The sequence below is a fragment of the Chryseobacterium sp. SIMBA_038 genome (genome assembly GCF_046535115.1).
GTDB lineage: Bacteria > Bacteroidota > Bacteroidia > Flavobacteriales > Weeksellaceae > Chryseobacterium.
Genome location: NZ_JAWRXH010000005.1, coordinates 102,422 through 123,028 on the forward strand (window position 1 = coordinate 102,422; position 20,607 = coordinate 123,028).

At 32.7% G+C, this 20,607-nt stretch carries 19 protein-coding genes; 6 read left to right on the top strand and 13 right to left on the bottom strand.

The features are described from left to right. Positions 1 to 28: 28 nt before the first annotated feature. The 5 genes from deoC to SB689_RS15540 all read right to left on the bottom strand — a co-directional run bounded on the left by deoC (position 29) and on the right by SB689_RS15540 (position 4,523). Positions 29 to 775 carry a deoxyribose-phosphate aldolase gene (deoC, locus tag SB689_RS15520; protein WP_410693168.1) on the bottom strand — a complete coding sequence of 249 codons (747 nt, stop codon included), beginning with the start codon at positions 773 to 775 and terminating at the stop codon, positions 29 to 31. Between the two features lie 3 nt (positions 776 to 778). Beyond that, positions 779 to 1,249 carry an Lrp/AsnC family transcriptional regulator gene (locus tag SB689_RS15525; protein WP_066755185.1) on the bottom strand — a complete coding sequence of 157 codons (471 nt, stop codon included), beginning with the start codon at positions 1,247 to 1,249 and terminating at the stop codon, positions 779 to 781. Between the two features lie 41 nt (positions 1,250 to 1,290). Continuing rightward, on the bottom strand, positions 1,291 to 2,220 hold the full coding sequence (locus SB689_RS15530; protein WP_410692998.1) for an endonuclease/exonuclease/phosphatase family protein: 930 nt from the start codon (positions 2,218 to 2,220) through the stop codon (positions 1,291 to 1,293). Between the two features lie 366 nt (positions 2,221 to 2,586). Continuing rightward, a complete protein-coding gene (trmD, locus tag SB689_RS15535; RefSeq protein WP_410692999.1) occupies positions 2,587 to 3,264 on the bottom strand; it encodes a tRNA (guanosine(37)-N1)-methyltransferase TrmD in 678 nt (225 codons plus the stop codon). After that, a complete protein-coding gene (locus SB689_RS15540; protein ID WP_410693000.1) occupies positions 3,261 to 4,523 on the bottom strand; it encodes an NAD(P)/FAD-dependent oxidoreductase in 1,263 nt (420 codons plus the stop codon). Before SB689_RS15540 ends, trmD begins: the two co-directional genes overlap by 4 nt. Before the next feature lie 65 nt (positions 4,524 to 4,588). Between SB689_RS15540 and SB689_RS15545 the strand changes: the two genes are divergently transcribed. Beyond that, complete coding sequence (locus SB689_RS15545) at positions 4,589 to 5,452, top strand: glycoside hydrolase family 25 protein (protein WP_410693001.1); 864 nt, start codon at positions 4,589 to 4,591, stop codon at positions 5,450 to 5,452. Between the two features lies 1 nt (position 5,453). On the opposite strand, the gene SB689_RS15550 is transcribed toward SB689_RS15545, so the two are convergent. The 4 genes from SB689_RS15550 to SB689_RS15565 form a co-directional block, all read right to left on the bottom strand. Continuing rightward, on the bottom strand, positions 5,454 to 7,100 hold the full coding sequence (locus SB689_RS15550) for an alpha/beta fold hydrolase (protein ID WP_410693002.1): 1,647 nt from the start codon (positions 7,098 to 7,100) through the stop codon (positions 5,454 to 5,456). A gap of 181 nt (positions 7,101 to 7,281) precedes the next feature. After that, the gene (locus SB689_RS15555) at positions 7,282 to 8,412 is read right to left on the bottom strand and encodes a peptidogalycan biosysnthesis protein (RefSeq protein WP_410693003.1); all 1,131 of its coding nucleotides are present in this window, start codon (positions 8,410 to 8,412) and stop codon (positions 7,282 to 7,284) included. A gap of 303 nt (positions 8,413 to 8,715) precedes the next feature. After that, positions 8,716 to 9,234 (bottom strand): DUF1761 domain-containing protein, encoded by a 519-nt coding sequence (locus SB689_RS15560; protein WP_410693004.1) that lies wholly within the window; start codon positions 9,232 to 9,234, stop codon positions 8,716 to 8,718. A 125-nt stretch (positions 9,235 to 9,359) separates the two neighbouring features. Then, entirely contained in the window at positions 9,360 to 9,989 is a 630-nt protein-coding gene (locus SB689_RS15565) for a hypothetical protein (RefSeq protein WP_410693005.1), read from the bottom strand. 100 nt (positions 9,990 to 10,089) lie between these two features. Here SB689_RS15565 and abc-f point away from each other — a divergent pair, with 100 nt between their 5' ends. Then, positions 10,090 to 11,982 (top strand): ribosomal protection-like ABC-F family protein, encoded by a 1,893-nt coding sequence (gene abc-f, locus SB689_RS15570; RefSeq protein WP_410693006.1) that lies wholly within the window; start codon positions 10,090 to 10,092, stop codon positions 11,980 to 11,982. Between the two features lie 175 nt (positions 11,983 to 12,157). On the opposite strand, the gene SB689_RS15575 is transcribed toward abc-f, so the two are convergent. Then, on the bottom strand, positions 12,158 to 13,213 hold the full coding sequence (locus SB689_RS15575) for a Gfo/Idh/MocA family oxidoreductase (RefSeq protein ID WP_410693007.1): 1,056 nt from the start codon (positions 13,211 to 13,213) through the stop codon (positions 12,158 to 12,160). A gap of 189 nt (positions 13,214 to 13,402) precedes the next feature. Here SB689_RS15575 and SB689_RS15580 point away from each other — a divergent pair, with 189 nt between their 5' ends. From SB689_RS15580 to SB689_RS15590, 3 genes are all read left to right on the top strand, one after another. Then, a complete protein-coding gene (locus SB689_RS15580) occupies positions 13,403 to 15,589 on the top strand; it encodes a TonB-dependent siderophore receptor (RefSeq protein WP_410693008.1) in 2,187 nt (728 codons plus the stop codon). Between the two features lie 94 nt (positions 15,590 to 15,683). Further along, a complete protein-coding gene (locus tag SB689_RS15585; RefSeq protein ID WP_410693009.1) occupies positions 15,684 to 16,199 on the top strand; it encodes a hypothetical protein in 516 nt (171 codons plus the stop codon). Between the two features lie 162 nt (positions 16,200 to 16,361). Further along, positions 16,362 to 16,952: a hypothetical protein gene (locus SB689_RS15590; RefSeq protein WP_410693010.1), complete on the top strand. Its 591-nt coding sequence runs from the start codon at positions 16,362 to 16,364 to the stop codon at positions 16,950 to 16,952. Positions 16,953 to 17,058: 106 nt separating this feature from the next. On the opposite strand, the gene SB689_RS15595 is transcribed toward SB689_RS15590, so the two are convergent. Then, entirely contained in the window at positions 17,059 to 17,694 is a 636-nt protein-coding gene (locus SB689_RS15595; RefSeq protein WP_410693011.1) for a peroxiredoxin, read from the bottom strand. A 99-nt stretch (positions 17,695 to 17,793) separates the two neighbouring features. Here SB689_RS15595 and SB689_RS15600 point away from each other — a divergent pair, with 99 nt between their 5' ends. Beyond that, a complete protein-coding gene (locus SB689_RS15600; protein WP_410693012.1) occupies positions 17,794 to 18,675 on the top strand; it encodes a mechanosensitive ion channel family protein in 882 nt (293 codons plus the stop codon). Between the two features lie 52 nt (positions 18,676 to 18,727). Here the strand turns inward: SB689_RS15600 and SB689_RS15605 are convergent, their stop codons facing one another. After that, positions 18,728 to 19,225, bottom strand: a complete 498-nt coding sequence (locus tag SB689_RS15605; RefSeq protein ID WP_410693013.1) for a hypothetical protein — start codon at positions 19,223 to 19,225, stop codon at positions 18,728 to 18,730. 78 nt (positions 19,226 to 19,303) lie between these two features. Further along, positions 19,304 to 20,494: an ADP-forming succinate--CoA ligase subunit beta gene (gene sucC / locus SB689_RS15610; RefSeq protein ID WP_410693014.1), complete on the bottom strand. Its 1,191-nt coding sequence runs from the start codon at positions 20,492 to 20,494 to the stop codon at positions 19,304 to 19,306. Positions 20,495 to 20,607 lie beyond the last annotated feature (113 nt).

The following is a 20,607-nucleotide window of genomic DNA, read 5'->3' on the forward strand; positions in this document are numbered from 1 at the left end:
TTTCTTTTATTATTTAAAATTAAATATTTTAATATCCTTCTGAAGTAGACTGATTTTTAATTAATCCCAATGCTGAAGAAGTTCCTATTCTTTTCACTCCCAAATTGATCATTTTCTCGGCATCTTCTGGAGTTCTTACCCCTCCTGCTGCTTTCACAGGAAGTTTTCCGGCATTATCAAGCATAATTTTTATACCTTCAAATGTTGCTCCGTTCGGCTTTCCACCGGTAGTTTCATAAAAGCCTGTTGAAGATTTTACGAAAATATTCGGAAGATCATTTTCAGAGAAATTTTCTTCTGCCCAATTGGATATCTTTTTAGTAAGATCAGCAATCTGTTCATCAGTTAAAGCTGCGATCTCAATGATCCATTTTGCAACCTTTTGATTTTCGATACACAGTTGTGTACACTTTACAAATTCTTCTTTTACTAATTCCAGATTTCCTTTCAGATAGGCATTATAATTAATAACAAAATCTAATTCGTCTGCTCCGCCTTGTATTGCTTTTGAGGCTTCTGCAAGTTTTTCATCAACAGAATAAGTTCCTTCATGAAAACCTATTACAGTTCCTACAATAACACCTGAATTCCTTTCCTGAATATACTTTTTGATCTCGGGTACATAATCCGGACGGATCATTACTGCAAGAATTTCATTATCAATAGCTTCCTGTGCAAGATCTTTGTCTTTCTGTAAAGTTTCTTCGTTTGAAATACCCGATTGTGCCGGAGTTTTCAAATATGTTGAATCCAAATATTGAGCAATATTCATAATCTGTTATACTTTCAATTGTCTGTAAATACCTTGCTCCAAAGATATGAAAGTTTCTGTTCTTGTCACTCCTTTTAACTTCTGAAGTTTGCTAAGAATCATCATTAAATGATCATTATCCTTACAAAGAACTTTTAAGAAAATCGTGTAATTTCCTGTGGTGTAATGCGCTTCTACTACTTCATTGATCTCTTTTAAAGCTTTCACAACTTCAGGGTAGTGACTTGGCTGATCCAAAAATACACCGATATAAGAAATTACTTTATATCCGATCTTTTTAGGATTCAGAAAAGATATTGAATTTTCAATAACTCCTGCATGCTCCAGCTTCTTAATTCTCTGGTGTACAGCGGTTGTTGAAATTCCTACATTTTTTGAAATGTGAGCTAAAGAAGTTTTAGCATTATCCATCAACATGTAGATGATCTCCTTGTCGATTGAATCTAAATGGTAGTTTGCGTTTGTTGAATTTTTCATTTTTTCTACTTTTTTTAATTATTTATGTTTTTAAAATTGTGTTATAAATCGCTAAATTTTACAAAAACCGGAAAATGATCGCTGTACCCACCCAAATACCGTGTACCGGCATAAGTTCGAAAGGGTCTTTCTTCAAAATTCCTGTTCCTACTGCGTATTTTCTCAGAGTTGAACACTTCAGCCTCCTGAAATGACAAACCAACATTATCAAATAATGATTTTGATAATATAATCTGATCAAACAGCAATCCGGATTTATAATGAAAAGTAGAATAATTTCTTGTGGAAAACAACTGCTGGAAAGGGTTTTCTAATACCTTCTCGCTGGCGTTGTCATAGAGAATTTTTACTATATTTTCATCATCTGGGTTTTCGTTAAAATCACCACACAAGATTACATGCTCCTTTTCATTTATTATATTCAAGATCCGCCCCCGAACCTCGTTCAATATAAAAGCTCTTTTTGGTTTATTAATATCTTTTTCTCGCTTTGAGGGAAGGTGCGCGATAAAGACATTAATAATCTCTCCTTTATATTTCACTTTAGAATACAATACATCTCTTGTTGTGTCGTAGTTTTCTGTGTTTTTATCTATAATTTCAAAGAAGAAAGTAATGGTTTCTGAGTCTATTACTTCTACTTTATTTTTATCATACAATAAGGCAACATCTACATTTCTCTCATCCATAGAATTGTAATGAATAATGCCATATTCTGAATTAAAGGGCTGCAATTCCACAAGATCTTCCAATACTTTCCTTCCGGAAATCTCAGACAGACCTATCATAAATGGCAGTACCCCATTTTCCTCCTTCATTAATTGAAATACGTGTGCAATTTTTAAAAGTTTGTTCCTGTATCTTTTATCATCCCAACCTCTTAATCCTGATTTTGTAGGATCCAATTTATGAATTGGTGCAGGATCGGGCAAAAATAAATTTTCAACATTGTAAAAACTGAACAACTCCATCGCCTCGCATTTCTATTCTTTATACTTTAGTTTCGATATGTAAATTTATTATTTTTTTTCAAATATGGTTAATTTATTTACAATATATTTACATTAATTTCATACTTAAAACAATAACAGTTTAATGATAAAAATAACTAATTTTAAACATTAGATTAAAATTTTTAATCATTTCCAAGTTCTATCATTCAAAACAAAATCAAAACAGTATATAAAATTTAAAATAATTAGAATAATAATCTATTATAAATAGGATTATGTAATCATATTTAAATCTTAATCGCAGTTATTGCAATTATTATTCCATTTTTCGAATTAATTATTCAAAAAGTGAAAAAAATGTTTCTGATTAACGAATTTAAGTAACTATTTCGAGAGTAAATCAGGACGTTTTTCTTTAGTAATCCTCATTGCCTCGTCGTGTCGCCATTCTTCAATCTTAGCAAAATTACCGCTTAATAAAATTTTAGGTACTTCTAAACCTTTATAATTTTCAGGTCTTGTATAGATTGGTGGTGACAAAAGATCATCCTGGAAGCTATCAGTTAAAGCACTCTGCTCGTCATTCAAAACTCCGGGAACCAAACGGATAATTGAGTCTGCAAGTACACACGCAGCCAATTCACCACCCGTAAGAACATAGTCTCCGATCGAAATTTCCTTTGTAATATGCAGATCTCTCACTCTTTGGTCGATACCTTTATAATGTCCGCACAAAAAAATCAGATTGTTTTTAATAGAAAGTGTATTGGATATTTTTTGAGTTAAAGTAACTCCATCCGGCGTCAGATAGATCACTTCATCATATTCTCTCTGAGATTTAAGCTCCGAGATACATTTATCCAACGGCTCGATCATCATCACCATCCCTGCTCCGCCTCCGTAAGGCTCATCATCAATCTGTCTGTGTTTATTAATTGACCAATTTCTCAATTGGTGAAAATGTACTTCTACTAATCCTTTATCTACCGCTCTTTTCAAAATAGAAGTCTGAAAAGGGCTTTCCATCAACTCAGGAAGTACGCTTATGATATCAATTCTCATTGTAATGTTTCGTTTTTCTTATTCGGTAAAATAATTAGTCTTAAAGATGAATCTTTATTAAAATAGCTCCACATCCAGTTGAAGAACACTGCAAGTTTATTTCTTACACTCAAAATCAACATTAAGTGTAAAAACATCCAAAAATACCAAGCAAAAAAGCCCTGGAATTTTATAAATGGTAAATCCACAACTGCCCTGTGTTTTCCGATGGTTGCTAAAGATCCCTGATCTTCGTATTCATACTCCTTCCATTCATTGGAAGTTTTCTTCAAGAAATTTTTACCTAAATTTTTTGCTTGATTAATGGCCACATTCGCAACCTGAGGATGCCCCTGTGGATATTTTGGAGTTTCCATGTAGGAAATATCTCCTATTGCATAAATATTATCGTATCCATTTATTTTATTAAAACGATCAACAATATATCTGTTTCTGTTTAATTTATCTTCTGGAAAACCGTCTACAACATTTCCGGTAACTCCTGCCGCCCAGATCACATTGTTTGACGGAATAGTTTTCCCGCTTTTCATGTGGACTTTATCACCATCATAATCAGTAACATATTCTTCGCTCATGAAAGTTACTCCAAGATCTTTCAAATACTTTTCAGATTGTACCTGAGCTTCAGGACTCATTACGGCAAGCGGTTTTTCTGTAGAACTTATTAAAATGATCTTTAGATTATCAAAATTCATGTAAGGATAATCTCTTGGCAGAATTTCTTTTTTCATTTCCGCGAAAGCTCCGGCTAGCTCAACACCTGTCGGTCCACTTCCTACAATCACGATATTCCAGTTTCCATCGTCACTTCGGCTTTTTTCAATAATCAGTTTTTCAAAAGTCATCAAAACATGATTTCTGATTCCGATCGCTTCCTGAGTATTTTTCATTCCGAAAGCTCTTCCTGCAAGATCTTTATTACCGAAAAAATTAGTTTTACAACCTGTCGCGATGATCAATTTATCATAAGTAAATTCGGCTTCATCGGTGATCACTTTATTGTTGGCAGCGTCAATTTCCCGAACTTCCGTTAAACGAAACTGAGTATTTCTTGACTGCTGAAAAATTTTCCTGAACGGGAAAGAAATATTGGAAGGTTCTATCCTCCCACACGCTACCTGATAGAAGAGCGGCTGAAACATATGATGATTAACTCTATCCAGAACAATTACCTTTTTGTTCTTGTTATTCAACGTTTTTGCAAGTTGTAATCCCGCAAATCCTCCTCCTATAATGATGATCTTTTCGCGTGTTTCCATATTATACAAATTTACTGATTTTATTTAGCATTTTAGTCGTTAAAAAGTTAGTTTTGCAAAACTTTATGACACAAAAAAAGTACACCAAAAAAACTGCCAAAAAGATTCACGACAACAGGCGAAAAAATTATTTTTTCCGTCGCAAAATTGTCTTGGCCATTTTATTTGTTGCTTTATTGGGAACGGGATTGTACTTAAAACAATCGATAAGCTATTATTACGCATTATATTTTAATAAATTCAGTCATAAAAAACTCCATAATAACGAAAGGGAAACATTAAGAATTCAAAAAATTCTTAGCAATAATCTCGATAAAACGTACGGATTTGATATTTCTCATTATCAAAATCGAGAAGATATAAAATGGGACAGTTTGAGTATCGGCAACAAAACTATTCCGTTGGATTTTGTTGTGATGAGAGCTACAATGGGCAACCGAAATGCCGACAAACATTTTGAAGAATTTTGGCAGCAGGCGAAAAAAAATGAATTAATTCGTGGTGCTTATCATTTTTACCGAGCTGATGAAGATCCTGTAATTCAGGCGAATAATTTCTTGGCTAATGTAAAATTGGAAAGCGGAGATCTTCCCCCAATTTTAGATATTGAAAAAATTCCGAAGCGAAAAACCAACAAAAAATTAATTGAAGATTTAAAAGTTTGGTGCAAAATTATCGAGGAAACCTACGGTGAAAAACCAATTATTTATACCTATTATCATTATTATAAAGATTTTTTAAAAGGCGAATTTGATGATTATCCGCTTTGGCTGGCTAATTATAATGATGTTCCTACTCCATCTCCAGAGGGCAATTGGGATTTCTGGCAGTTTACAGAAAGCGGAATCGTTCACGGAATCAACACCAAGGTAGATTTGGACATTTACAATGGAAGCTTATGGTCTTTGAAAAGATTGACGATAGATTAAATTATTTTCTCAGAAATTCTAAAATATCAGCATTTAATTCTTCCGGGTTTTCTAAAGGAATAAAATGTGTTGCATTTTTATAGATTTTAAGCTCGGAATTTGGAAGTTGTTTCGCTATAAATTCCGTATGTTCTTTTTTGATTACATCATTTTCTCCGGCAATTATAAAAACAGAATTTTGAATTTTATTTAAAGAATTTTTCGTGATATTCGGTTCTTTCAGCATAATTTTCAGCAAACGTATTTCATTGAATTTGGCAGGATCATTTTCAGCCTGAAAAACCTGAAGCTGAGTTTTCATATTATGCAAAAGTCGTGAATCTACTCCTTCCGGAAAAACATTAGCTCCGATTGTTACAAGCTTTTTCAGATGATCTGGATATTTCAGGGCAAACTCAAGACCGCTATTTCCGCCATCGCTCCATCCGACGATATTTACTTTTTTCAAACCTAATTCGTCAACCAAAGCTTTTACATCATCCGCGAAAATTTTATAGGTAAAATCGGTTTTTGATGAATCTGTACTTTTTCCCTGACCTCTTGTATCGACAGCAATTACTTTATAATATTTAGAAAGCTCAGGAATCTGCTGATAAAATTCTTGAATACTTCCGCTGTTTCCGTGAAGTAAAACCAAAGGCTCTCCTTCACCATATATTTCATAATACAGATCTGTATTTTTCAGCTTTAAAACCTTTCCTACAGAAGAATTTTTACCGTAAATAGAATTTTCTTTTTCCATATTATATTTGCTTAGATCAGGAATAAGGTCTGTAAGATTTTCATCAGAAACAGCCGTTTCATCTTTTACATTCTTTCCGTTTTTATCAACTTTTACATCAATATTTATTGCGGGAGCTGCCAAAGTTATCTTCTCCCAATCTCCGTAAAATTTTCTTAAAAAGCCTGTTCGAAATAATGCTGCACTGATATTTATTTTACCTTCAAATTCCTTTAAAAATTGAATTCCAATGAAAAATTTTCCCTGAACCCAAATATTATAGTGATTAACATCTAACGAAAAAACTCCGTCTTTTACCATATCTTCCGTTAATTGTACAGTAATTTCTTCCTCTAAAATATTCTTATCCGGAAAACCGTTTTTCTCGCTGTAAATACTGTAACGCATTAAAACTGGCTTATCTGATTTATAACTTGCAATATTTAAGTTAATATTTTTAATCTTAGATCTTTTGCTGGCATTAAATTCCAAAGCAGTTTCTCCCAAGAAATCTTCTTTTCGAAATTGTGGATTTACTGAGTACATCACGTGTTTCGTCTTGGTATTCACGCCCCAGTTTTTATCAACTAGCTTTTTAGGTACAAGTTTTACTTCCTGGATATTTTTAACTTTCTCATTTAGAAAAACTTTCTGAGAATTTTGTTTAGAAAAATTCTGAACAGATTCTGAATAATTTTCATAGCCGGGAACTTCTATTTTTACTTTATGAGTTTCATCAATTCCGGAAAGATCGATTGAAAAATTTCCTTTTTCATCTGAAATAACACCCGTCTTTTCTTTCTCGACACCAATTTTCACGTATGGAATTGGTTTATTTTCTTCTTTGGAGAAAACAGTTCCAGAAACAACCTGCGCGTTTATATAAAAAGTAAAAAATATAAGAAATAAAGTATTGAGTTTTTTCATGGTAAAAGTTTGACACAAAAATGTTCATTTATTTCATTAAAAGCTCCCAACAGGTTATTAAATTTACCACCTATCTTGTTAAATGTTTTATAAAAAATCACTCAAATATGATTCTAATTTTATATTTAAACCACAGATTACACAGATGATTCCGCTAAAAATAAATTAATTGAAATAATTATTATTTAAAAGGTTTTCTCTGAATCCATTCAGTTTTAGGGTTGAGTGACGAAAATATATTTCCAATAAACTGATTTATGAGAATATTATTATGTTTTATCAACCCGAAAATTTCAATCGGCTCTGCACCAATGGTTGATTTTATTTCCAGGGCTGTTCTTCCAAAAATTATTCTTTTAAACTTGTTATTAATTGAAAATTCCACCATGTCTAAAAGCATATTCAGATATAATTGCTTTTCTTTTTGAAGCTCTTTATCGTAGCCTAAAAAGTATGTATCAATATCTTCGCTATTGAGAATTAAAGTATAAAATCCGATTAATTTTTGATCTAAAAAATATCCAAAGATTTTAAAATTTTGATTTAAATTTTCCTTCATACTTTCAAAATGATTTTCAGCAAGAAAAAAAGTATTGAAAGGAGCATTTTCGGCTACATTTTGATAGAGAAGATTCATTTCTTTTTGATGTTTTTTTATATCATCAAAATTCATTTCACATTTTTCAATTCCTTCAAATTTCTTTCTGGCAGAGCGGGCTCTTGTTCTGTATTTCTTGGAAAAATCATTTAAATAATCTTCAAAAACAGTCCATTTTTCTTTTATTTTCAACATCATATTTGGCTGAACTGAAAATCTGAAATAGGATTGATGATTTTTATCTTGGAAATACTTCACAAAATTAGACTGATAATCTTTATAAATGATCAAAGATGTTTTTCTGATTTCTTTTTGCATTTTCTGAACCGCCTTATCCAAAAGCAGAATAACTTGTTCTAAAGTAATTTTAGAAGCATCAAAATAAAATCCATTTTGCCCTGTCAACATATTGTTTCCCAGGATCATAACATCTTTGCTGAATTTTCTTCCAAAGAAATTTCTGATATTGCACCAAACTTCATTTTTCTGAAAAGTAGCATGATTTTTAAAATTTAAATACTGAAATAAAGCACCGCCAATCAATTCATTATCAATGAAAAAACCTATATAATAACATTGCATGTTATCCGGTTTAGACGATTCCAAAACATGAAAATATTCCTTAGAAAGCATGATGTTGTGATTTCCAATTACAGCTTTCCATTGTAAAGGCAGCTCCGAAACACTATTATATATCTTTAAATTATATGGCACCCGTTGTGTATTTTGGAAGTAAAATTTTAAATAATTGATAATCCATAGTTTTTATTTTCGTTTTACTTACATAAACGAATGAGCTTTGTTTTTTCTTTAATTAAATGATTTATTTTTCAATCTATCTTTGTTTATGCTTGCAATAAGCAAAAGCAAAATAAAAGCTACTATTTAGAATATACTAGATTAACCTGAACATGGATGTCTGACTTATATTTAAAAACAAAGTATTCAACTGCACAGAGAGCTATATAACATAAAAAAGGCCACAAATGTAGCCTTATAATTTCGATCGTTAGAATTTTATTTTTGTGTAACCCAATTAAAACCTTCCGGAGAATACCAACCGCAGACAATTCCACCCATGATTGTGATCGTTATCGTCCAATATGCTGTATTAATGAAGGTATATTTCCAGGATTTCCTTTCAAACATGGCATTGATTGCCGTAAGTGGAAATATAAATAAAACCCCGGCCATAAAACAATGCAAAGCACCATGACCAAAAGAGCGATAAGCCATTCCGTAGTCTTTCATGAAGGCAAAAAATGAAGGTTTTGCGTTTGTTTCGTCTCCACCAATCATTCCTAAAGCTCCAAATTGATGAATAGTGATCATTTGTAAGAAAAAAGCGATCAAAATAGAGAGGATAAATGCGAAAACAAAGACAAATCCCATGTTTGATCCTTTCATTTTCTCTTCAGTTAATCCCACTTCCTGCATCCAAACAGTTCCGAAAATTTTTGGATGGTACCAGATAAATCCCATAATTAGGGGTACTAATGCGGCTACCGCAATAGCCAAAAAGTTAATTTGCATCATAGTTTTGTATTTTAATTAATTATATCAAATCTACATTAAAAATCAATACAATTATAAATTAATTCAAAATTCAAACACATTTAATAAGATTTCAATAAGTAAATTAATAATTTTAACATTAAATACTAAAACAACAAATGAAATACCTGTTTGATGGAGTTTAAACTTTTATTTGGCTCGGTAAAAAAATAAAAAAGTAACTGTGGAATCCCTGGTATGATCTCTAGAATCAGCGCAAATAGAGGAACTAATAAATATATTAATATTGGGAATCTAAGTTTCATTGAGAATTTCTTAATCATAGCATTCCAGATGGTTTTCACTCTTTCTTTATTATTCCATAAGATTAAAAAGCATAAAATAAAATACCAAACAAACCTTCTTGTAAAGCCCATTGCTAAACCTTCAGGCATGAAACTAATGTCCATTAATAAAATATTAGCGGCAATAGGAATAAAAAACATTACTCCTAAAATTGCAGTCCTGTTAAAAAGAAGTAAAATTCCGGCTATCATTTGAATAATCCCGATCGTTGATTTAAAAGGCTCATGATCAAATAAATACCACATCACTCTAAATAAAGATAAATCCTTGATTGGGGTTGCCATTTCCTGAGGTGAGATTCCAAATTGTCCGTTTTCAATAAGTTTGCTGTATCCATAGCTGAAAAATGTAGCAGCCAGTAAAAACCTTGCCACTAAAATAAAATACTCCCAATAGCTTTCTTTGGGAATTGAGGATAGTTTTTTTATCATGTTAATAATTTTTTAGTATTAGTTTATTTAAAAGTTTTCTTGTTACATTTTCGTACTTTTGCCGCTCAATTGAATTCTTAAATCAAACCATTACATTCCAATGAATTACGTTTCTGTCGAAAACCTTACCAAATCTTATGGCATCAAAGTTTTGTTCGAAAATATCTCTTTTCATGTAAATGAAGGAGACAAAATTGCCATTGTTGCCAAAAATGGCAGTGGAAAGTCTACCCTTCTTAAAATTTTGATGGGCAAAGAAATTGCAGACAGCGGAACTGTAGTTATTAATAAAGATATTCAGGTTGTTTTGTTTGATCAGGAAATCGAGTTTGATTCTGACTTAACAATCGACGAATTTATGATGACGCTTGATTCAGCGCCAATTCAGGCATTGAAAAATTACCATAAATCGCTACTTTCCACAGATTATGATTTCATTGAAAAAGCTTTAGCTGAAATGGAAATTCATAAAGCTTGGGATCTGGAAAATGATATGGCACAAATTCTGTCTCAGTTGAAGATCACAGAGCTGGATGCGAAAATGGGAACCCTTTCCGGAGGACAAATCAAACGTGTTGCGTTGGCAAAATTATTAACTGAAACCAGAGCAGAGCACCGTCACACTTTACTTATCATGGATGAGCCTACTAACCACCTTGATGTGGAAATGGTAGAATGGCTGGAAAGTTATTTAAGTAAGGCTAAAATCACTTTAATATTGGTAACTCACGACAGATATTTCTTAGATGCTGTTTGTGGAATTATCTGGGAAATGGAAGATAAAAATCTGTATTTCCACAATGGTTCTTACGCGACTTATCTTGAAAATAAAATGATTCGTGAGGATAATATGAATTCTACCATCGACAAAGCCAACAACCTTTACAGAAAGGAATTGGAGTGGATGAGAAGACAACCAAAAGCACGAACGACAAAATCGAAATCCAGACAAGATGACTTTTACGAAACTGAAAAAATAGCTAAAACCGATACAAGAAAAGAATCTCTGGAACTTGATTTCGAAATGAAAAGGCTTGGAAATAAAATCTTGGAACTTAGAGATATTTCTAAAAGTTATGGAGATAAATTATTACTAAAAGATTTCAGTTATCAGTTCCAAAGAGGTGAAAAAGTAGGAATTGTAGGAAAAAATGGTGCGGGAAAATCTACCTTATTAAATATCATTCAAGGTCTTGAACCAAAAGATTCCGGAGAAATTGAAACCGGAGAAACTATAAAATTCGGTTACTTTTCGCAAAAAGGACTTAAGTATAAGGAAGACGAAAGAGTTATTGATTTCATCAAAGAAATTTCTGAAAACTTTCCTTTAGCGAACGGAAGAACGATCTCTGCATCGCAGTTTTTGAGGTTATTTTTATTTGACGATCAAACCCAATATTCACCAATCTCAAAACTTTCGGGAGGTGAAAAAAGAAGACTGCATTTGATGTATATTTTATATCAAAATCCAAACTTTTTGATATTTGATGAACCTACGAATGACCTTGATCTTCCAACATTGACGGTATTGGAAAATTTCCTATTGAACTTCCAGGGAAGTTTGATTATTGTTTCTCACGACAGATATTTTATGGACAGAATTGTTGACCATATTTTAGCATTTGAAGGAGAAGGAAAAATCAGAGATTTTATCGGAAACTTCTCAGAATACAGAGAAAATTTAAAATTAGAAGAAAAAAGTCCTAAAGTTGTTGTAGAGAAAAAAGTTGAAGCTCCTGTTTCGGCTCCTGCTCCAGTTTCAACACCACAGTCACAGGCTACAAAAAGAAAACTTTCTTTTAAAGAACAAAGAGAATTGGAAACTATTGACAAGGAAATTCCTCAATTGGAAGAGCAACGTGCCAAGATTCTTGAGCAACTTAATAATGAAAGCGAATATGATAAAATCGCTAAACTTTCTGCAGAATTAGAAGCGATTTCTGAGAAATTGGAAAACCACGAAATGAGATGGTTGGAGCTTCAGGAGATATAATTGAGTGGGAGAGTTTTAGGGTTGGAGGGTTTTAGAGTTGGAGAGTTTTAGGATTTTAGGGTGAGAATGTTATAATTCTTGTCATCAGCATCAAGTTTTTAAAACTTAATGTAATACACAAACGCTCCAATCCTCCTACTCTAAAACTCTCCAACCCTCCAACTCAAAATCTCTCTTACAATTCAACTACTTTGCCTTGTTTCGAGCTATCCCAAGCAGCATCAATAATCTTCATATTCTGAATAATTTCTCCTGCTGGCGAAGGTAAATAATATCCGAAAACGATGTGTTCATAGATATTCTGATAGTAATTCATGTAATTTCCTGGTTCGCTTGAAGTAAGTGTTCTTTCTGTTTCTGAATTTTCACTTAAAACATTTAGAATCCCGTCAGTATCATTTAAAGGAATCGTCCAGTCTTTACCGTAAACAGGAATTGATCCTGCAACCAATTCATTTTCCTGATTATCTGTTCTCTCCTGTAAAAAAGTTCCTTTTTCACCATGAATCATATAAGCGTAATGTGCTTCTTTACTGAAAACAGAAGATTTTAATCTTACTCGTAAGTTATTTTTATAATACAAAAGAATTTCGAAATAATCATTCGCAAACTCCTCTCCTTTCATTGAAAATACATCAGCAAAAAGTTTTTCAGGAAAACCAAAATACTGTACTGCCTGATCTACCAAATGTGATCCCAAGTCATGAAGCGAACCAGAACCAGTTGCCTGAGGATCTTCTTTATGTGCTTTTCCGCTTGCTGTTGTACGGAAACGGTCAAAGCGAATTTCAGTTTCTTTAATTTCACCCAATTTCCCTTCACTCATTATTTTTTGAACCTGAAGAAAATCACGGTCAAATCTTCTGTTTTGATAAACACTTAGAAATAATCCTTTTTCTTCGGCTAATTTCACCAATTCTTCAGCTTCAGTAACATTTACCGTGAAAGGTTTTTCAACAATTACATTTTTTCCTGCTTCAAGAGCCATTTTAACATATTCAAAATGGGTCTGAACAGGCGTATTTACTACAACTAATTCAATATCAGCATTAGTCAACATTTCTTCTACCGATTTATAGATTGTCGCATCAGGATATTTTTCTTTTGACTCTTCTTTACTTCTTTCCACAACAGCCAACATAAAAAATCCCGGATGCTCTTTTAAAAATGGTGCATGAAAAATTTTTCCACTCATTCCAAAAGCACAAAGTCCAACTTTTACCAATTGCATAATTTTAATTTTAAACAAATATATTCATAATTAAATTCCCGATGAATAGTCTACAATATTCATAGAGACAATTCATTACTCATTAAAAACATGACAAAAATCACAACATTTATTTTGAATTAGTCTAAATAACATTATCTGAATACCTACATTTGCACCTTATTTAAAACCACTCTAAATTAAGTAAAAATGAAAAGACAAATTACTACCTTAGGCTTCATTGTATTGGCAGCCACAGCCAGTGCACAAATGAAGTTTACCCCTGAAAATGATACAATTAGAATCCAGACCATTGAAGATGTAAATCTTTATAAAACTGGAAATCCAAATAAAGCAAAACCATTATCTACCAAGTCAAACCTTACGGTAATGGAAACGCCACAGCCAATTGCTATCATCAGTCACGATATTATTGAGCAGCAACAGGCAAAACAATTGGGGGATGTTATTAAAAATGTAAATGGAATTTATCTTACTTCAGCGAGAGGTGGTTCTCAGGACAGTTTTGGAGGACGTGGTTTTACCTTTGGAAATGATAATATTTTCAAAAATGGTGCAAAAGTTAACAGTGGAGTTTTTCCTGAAGTAACAGGTTTAGAAAGAGTTGAAGTTTTAAAAGGTTCCAACGCAATGCTTTATGGAAACGTAGGGCCCGGAGGAATAATAAATCTTATCACCAAAAAACCAAGATTTGAGTTTGGAGGTATGTTAGGTTTTAGTGCTGGAAGCTGGAATTCTTACAAACCTACGGTAGATATTTATGGCCCATTAAGTAAAAATGTAGCCTTCCGTATTAACGGAACATATGAATATGCAGAAAGTTTTAGAGATTTAGTAGAATCTAAGAAGCATTACTTTAATCCGTCTTTTGCTTTTAACTTAAGCGAAAACACACAATTGATAGTAGAGGCCGATTATCTTCAACATAATTTCACTCCTGATTTTGGTATAGGAAGTGTAACTGACAATGCTACAGGGATCTCAAGACTTGCAACTGAGGTTGACAGAAAACAATTTTTTGGTACCAATTGGCAATATCAAACTAACGAACAGGCAACTGCTGATGTAATATTAAATCATAGATTCAGCAACAAATGGAGTTTAAATGCTGTTGCAGCGTATCAAAATTACACCAAAGATTATTTCTCCACAGAAAGAGTACAATGGGCTTTTGATTCTTCAAAAAATAATTTAAACCCATCTTGGTCTAGACCTTTAGGAAGAAGCTACAATGAGCAAAACTATACTTCATTACAAATTAATGTAAATGGAGAATTTAATACAGGAAGTATTAATCATAAAGTATTAATTGGTACTGATGGAGATTATGGGCAAGCTGATACCTATGCTTATAAGATTGACGCTAATACACCTGTCGTATTATATTTAAATGATCCATCAACATGGACGAATGATGGACCTATGCCAAATACAACAAGATCTACAAGAAACAGAATTGTTACAAAAAGATATGGTTTGTATGCGCAAGATTTGATCAGTCTTACAAAAGAGTTCAAAGTTTTAGCAGGAATTCGTTGGTCTAGTATCCAAAATGATGACACTGAAGTAAAAGATTTCTTAAATAATACAGAATTACCAACTCCAAATAGCGGAACTAAAGAAACAGCTTTTTCTCCAAAAGTCGGTTTAATTTATAACCCGAATGAAAACATATCTGTATTTGCAACTTATACCAATTCATTCGCTCCAAATACAGGTTTCGACGAAACAGGAAGTGCATTGAAAGCTTCAACAGTAGATCAATATGAAATTGGTGTTAAGAAAAATCTTTGGAATAATGCTATAGCAGTAAACTTAACAGCGTACCAAATTAACAACAGAGATACATACACAGCGCCTTATTTGCCAAGCGGAAGTGTTGCTCTTTACAGAGTTTATGCCGGAAATATTAGAAGTAGAGGAGTTGAATTAGATATTACCGGAAATCCAACTAAAAATTTATCTTTAATCGGAGGAATTTCATATAACAATACAGTCTATACAAAAACTCCAGATAATGGCTTTGTTGAAGACCAAAGGTTAGTAAGAACACCTGCAGTCACAGCAAGTGGATCTATTTTCTACACATTTAAAGACTTTGCAAAAGGTTTAAGAATTGGAGCAACAGCATTCTACACAGGTGATAGAGAGGCTGGATGGAATGATGTAAAAGGTCAAAAACAACTTACAAGAATGATTGACATTAAAGGCTTTACCACATTTGATCTAAGTTTAGGTTACGAATGGAGCAAATTCTCAATCCAAGGAAAAGTGGGTAACTTATTTGATGTTGTCAATTACAATGTTCACGAAAATTATTCTGTAAACCCTATTACGCCTAGAAATTACTATTTCACATTAACATATAAACTTTAATAATTTAATATTATTAATAATTTCATCATTCAAAGTGGAAGTTGCATTTTTGCAGTTTCCACTTTTGAAATTTAATAAACAAAGATATTGATACATGGATAAGATTAAGGACACAAGAACTTTCATGAGAATTACCCACCGTTATTTAGGATATTTCCTTGCAGGAATTATGGCGGTTTATGCGGTAAGCGGTGTTTTATTAGTTTACAGAGATACTGATTTTCTGAAAAAAGAAAAAAAGTATGAAAAAACAATTGCTAAAAATCTGAATGAAAAAGAATTAGGCAAGGAATTAAAAATGAAAAACTTCGAAGTAGAAAAAACTGAGGGTGATATTTTAAAATTCAAACAGGGAACTTATAATTCTGTTACAGGTGAAGCGAAATACTCAAAAAAAGAGCTTCCTTTTGTTTTAGATAAGATGACAAAACTTCACAAAGCGCAATCGAAAGGCACATTATCACCCTTAAATACCTTTTTTGGCATAGCATTATTCTTCTTTGTCATATCAAGTTTCTGGATGTTTAACCCAAAGACAAAAGCGTTCAAAAGGGGAATGATTTTCACCATTGCTGGACTTGTAGTTTCTATTATTCTTTTATTTATTTAATATCATAAAATTATTCATTAAAACGTTAAAATAATAAGATCCAAAAACCATTAACTCACGCTTCAGTTCCAAAAAAACACCTGACATTGAGCAGTCTGGCACATTTGTTGTTTAATCCTTACTTTAAGAATAATAAACATTAATTATTAAAAATTATAAATTATGAAAAAACTAATTCTATCAGGAATATTAGCTGTAGCGGGATTAACTACTACAATGAATGCTCAAATTCAGGAAGGTAACTGGATGGTAGGTAGTAGCCTTGTATCAAGTAACTTTGGATTAAATACTGGTGGTGGTTACAGCATTGGATTACAGCCAAAAGGTGCATATTTTATTAAAGATAATGTTGCAGTTGGTGGATATGTAAATTTAGGTATCAGTAAAGTAACAAACGGAAGCCCGACAGACTTCACTTACGGTGTTGGTGCTTTAGGTCGTTATTTCCTATCTCCGGGTGAGAAAGGTGTTGACAACTTATTAAACCACGGTCGTTGGTTCTTCGAAGGTAACTTAGGTGTTGGAGGTAGATCTGTTGAAGGAGGTAACTCTACAACTGGTTTAGACTTCGGTGTTGGTCCTGGTTATTCTTACTTCATTACACCAAATATCGGTCTTGAAGGTTTAGTGAAATACCAAGGTCAGTCAGGATTCGGTAGTGAAGGATTAAACTCTAACATTACTTTTAACGTAGGTTTCAGTATTTACTTACCAACTTCAAAAGGTAAGCAGATCATTAACGACGCAAAATAAGAAATCACTTCACATATACATATAGTATACAAATGAAATCGCCTCGAAATTTTTTTCGGGGCGATTTTCGTACAAATTAAAACTAAACTATAAAAAATCAAATAAATCACGTATTTGGTTGTGGTGTATATCTCAGATAAGGCTTAATTTCTGTAACGCCTTTTGGAAATATTTTTCTTGCATCTTCTGTTGAAATTGACGGTGGAATGATAACATCTTCACCATCTTTCCAATTTACGGGTGTTGCAATTTTATGCGAGTCAACTAACTGAAGAGAATCCAAAACTCTAAGAATTTCATTAAAATTTCTTCCCGTTGAAGCTGGATAAGTAATAATTAATCTTACTTTTTTATCCGGATCAATAATTAATAAAGAACGAACTGTAGCTGTTAACGAAGCATTCGGGTGAATAAAATCATACAATTCTGAAACTTTTCTGTCTTTATCTGCAATGATAGGAAACTGTACATCGGTATTCTGAGTTTCATTAATATCTTTAATCCAATTCTGATGATCTTCTACTCCATCCACACTTAATGCAATTACTTTCGTACCTCTCTTCTCAAATTCTGATTGTAATTTTGAAGTATATCCAAGTTCCGTTGTGCATACAGGCGTATAATCTGCAGGATGTGAAAACAAAATTCCCCAAGAATCTCCTAAATAATTATAAAAATCTACATCTCCCAAAGATGATTCTGCCTGAAAGTTGGGCGCGGTATCTCCTAATTTAATTGACATAATATTTTGCTTTGTTAGTCTACAAATTTAGTAGACTTTTTGATACTGGCAAAATATTTGTTAAGAATTTATATATTTATTTAATAAAATTTTCATTTCATGCAGAAAAATGGTTTAAGTTACTTCGATGTTGTATATAGAGTCCTGGAAAACTGGTATTTAAAGTTCGCAGAGCTTACCCCGAAATTAATTGTAGGGATTCTGGTTTTTACCTTTTTTCTTATTACAAGTAAATATTTAAGTCAGGGTTCTGTAAAAGTCTTCCATAAATTATTCCCGAAAAGCAAAAAAGAAAGTTCTTTAGTAACATTAATCGGAGTTTTCAGATTTCTGATTATGATCATGGGAACTTTTATCGCATTGGAAATTATGGGATTTAGTGGTTTCCTTTGGAAATTCATCGGAAGTTTGGGAGTTGCCGGGGTTATTGCCGGGGTTGCCTTGAAAGATCTTGTTTCAAGTATATTTTCAGGAATGCTTATTGGGATTGATAAAGCCTTTAAAATTGGAGATTACATCACAATTGGCGCTCATTCCGGAACCGTACAGGAAATTGGTTTTTTAACCACAAAACTAATCACAGACGATGGAAAGAAAGCTTATATTCCCAATCAGGTTATTTTCAATGCTCCTTTTTACAATATTACGGCTTCACCTCAACGAAGAATTATTTTAAATTTTGAAATTCCGGGAGATGAAGATCTTAATAAAGTTCAGAAAGGTATTTTAGAGGTCATAAAAGGTTTAGAAAATGTTGACAGACTAGATACGTCAGAAGTTATTTTCACCGATCTAAAACAAGGTGTATTCACTCTACAGGCGAAATTCTGGATGAAAGTGGGCGCAAATATGGTTCAACTAAAAAGTGAGGCCTTTATAAAGATTAAACAACGACTCGACTCAGACAATATACAATTGGTAACTCCAACAAGTATCAGTATCACGAATGGAGAAACTACTTTGAACGAAAATCATGATTAATAAAAAAACCGCTTTGTGAAAGGGCGGTTTTCTTTTATATAAGTTTGAAAAATTATTTTTTGTGTATTTTCTTTAAATGAACACTATCCTTTTTTAGAATTTTTGCGGTTTCTTTTTCTTCCGGAATTAAAGCTTCTCCCATTACATAATGCTTATTTTTAGCAGTATCCATTTCTACATCTTCCATTACAATACCTGTTGTAACACAAACTTCTTCTTTAGGTTTTGAACATCCTGTCAAAAATAAAATCAAAGAAAAGAGCGTTAATGTTATTCTATTATTTTGAAAATTTGAAGGAATATATTTAAAAAATCGAGTTTTAATCTGCTCAGACTTATTATTTTCCGGATTGGTTAATTGATGATTATAAAACCTTCCACAAATACTTTCATCTTTTTTTTCAACAAAAATACTTTTAATTTCTTCCGGCTGTTTTTGTGTAAAATCAATCACACATTTACTGCAGACAGAACAAAATCTCCCTTTTTCCTGAGGAGACATCATTTCCCAATTTTCGGAACACGGATTTGGAATGTGTAGATTTTTCATCAATTATTATTTAATTTTTAAAAAGAAAAAACCGTTCCAAAAATGAAACGGTTTTAATTTTATATAAAAATTTTAGTCTTAAGCTAAAACTTCTTTTACTTTGTTTGCAGCTTCTTCTAAAGTAATTGCAGAGTGTACAGGAAGACCTGACTCGTCAATTAATTGCTTAGCTTCAACAGCGTTAGTTCCTTGTAATCTTACGATCAATGGAACCGGAAGGCTACCCATCGCTCTGTAAGCATCAACAACACCTTGAGCAACTCTGTCACATCTTACGATACCTCCGAAGATGTTGATCAAGATTGCTTTTACGTTTGGATCTCTCAAGATGATTCCGAAAGCAGTCTGTACTCTCTGAGCATCAGCAGTACCTCCAACATCCAAGAAATTAGCAGGGCTACCACCAGATAATTTGATGATATCCATAGTTGCCATTGCAAGACCAGCTCCGTTTACCATACAAGCAACGTTACCGTCTAGTTTTACGAAGTTAAGACCAGCTTCACCAGCTTCAACATCCATTGGATCTTCTTCTCTTGTATCTCTCAACGCTTCAAGATCTTTGTGACGGAACAATGCGTTACCATCCAAAGTTACTTTAGCATCTACAGCGATAATTTTGTTATCAGAAGTTTTCAACACAGGGTTGATCTCGAAAAGAGAAGCATCAATTCCTGTATAAGCATTGTAAAGAGATGCAATGAATTTTGTAAATTCTTTGAATGCATTTCCTTCAAGACCTAAGTTGAAAGCAATTTTTCTAGCCTGGAAACCTTGAAGGCCTAAAGCAGGATCAATGATTTCTTTGTGGATCAAATGAGGAGTTACTTCAGCAACGTGCTCAATGTCCATCCCACCTTCAGTAGAATATACGATTGTATTTTTACCTTCAGCTCTATCTAAAAGAATAGAAACATAAAATTCTTTAGTTTCAGATTCTCCAGGATAATAAACATCTTCTGCAACCAAAACAGAGTGTACTTTTTTACCTTCAGCAGAAGTTTGTGGAGTAACCAACTGCATTCCGATAATGTTTTGAGCGTTTTCTTTAAGTTTATCCATGTTTGGAGAGAACTTTACACCACCACCTTTACCACGACCACCTGCGTGAATTTGTGCTTTTACAACCCAAGCCTGAGCTCCGGTTTCAGCAGTCAATTTTTCAGCAGCTGCTACAGCTTCTTCTACATTGTTCGCTACGAAACCACGTTGGATAGCAACTCCGTACTTTGATAAAATCTCTTTTGATTGATACTCGTGAAGATTCATATTATTTTTATTATTTTATTTTAAATTTTAAAGGTTGACAAATTTACTAAAAAGACATGGAAGTTCAAGTTTATTGACTTAAAAATTAAAGCGCAATGAACTTGATTTTTAAC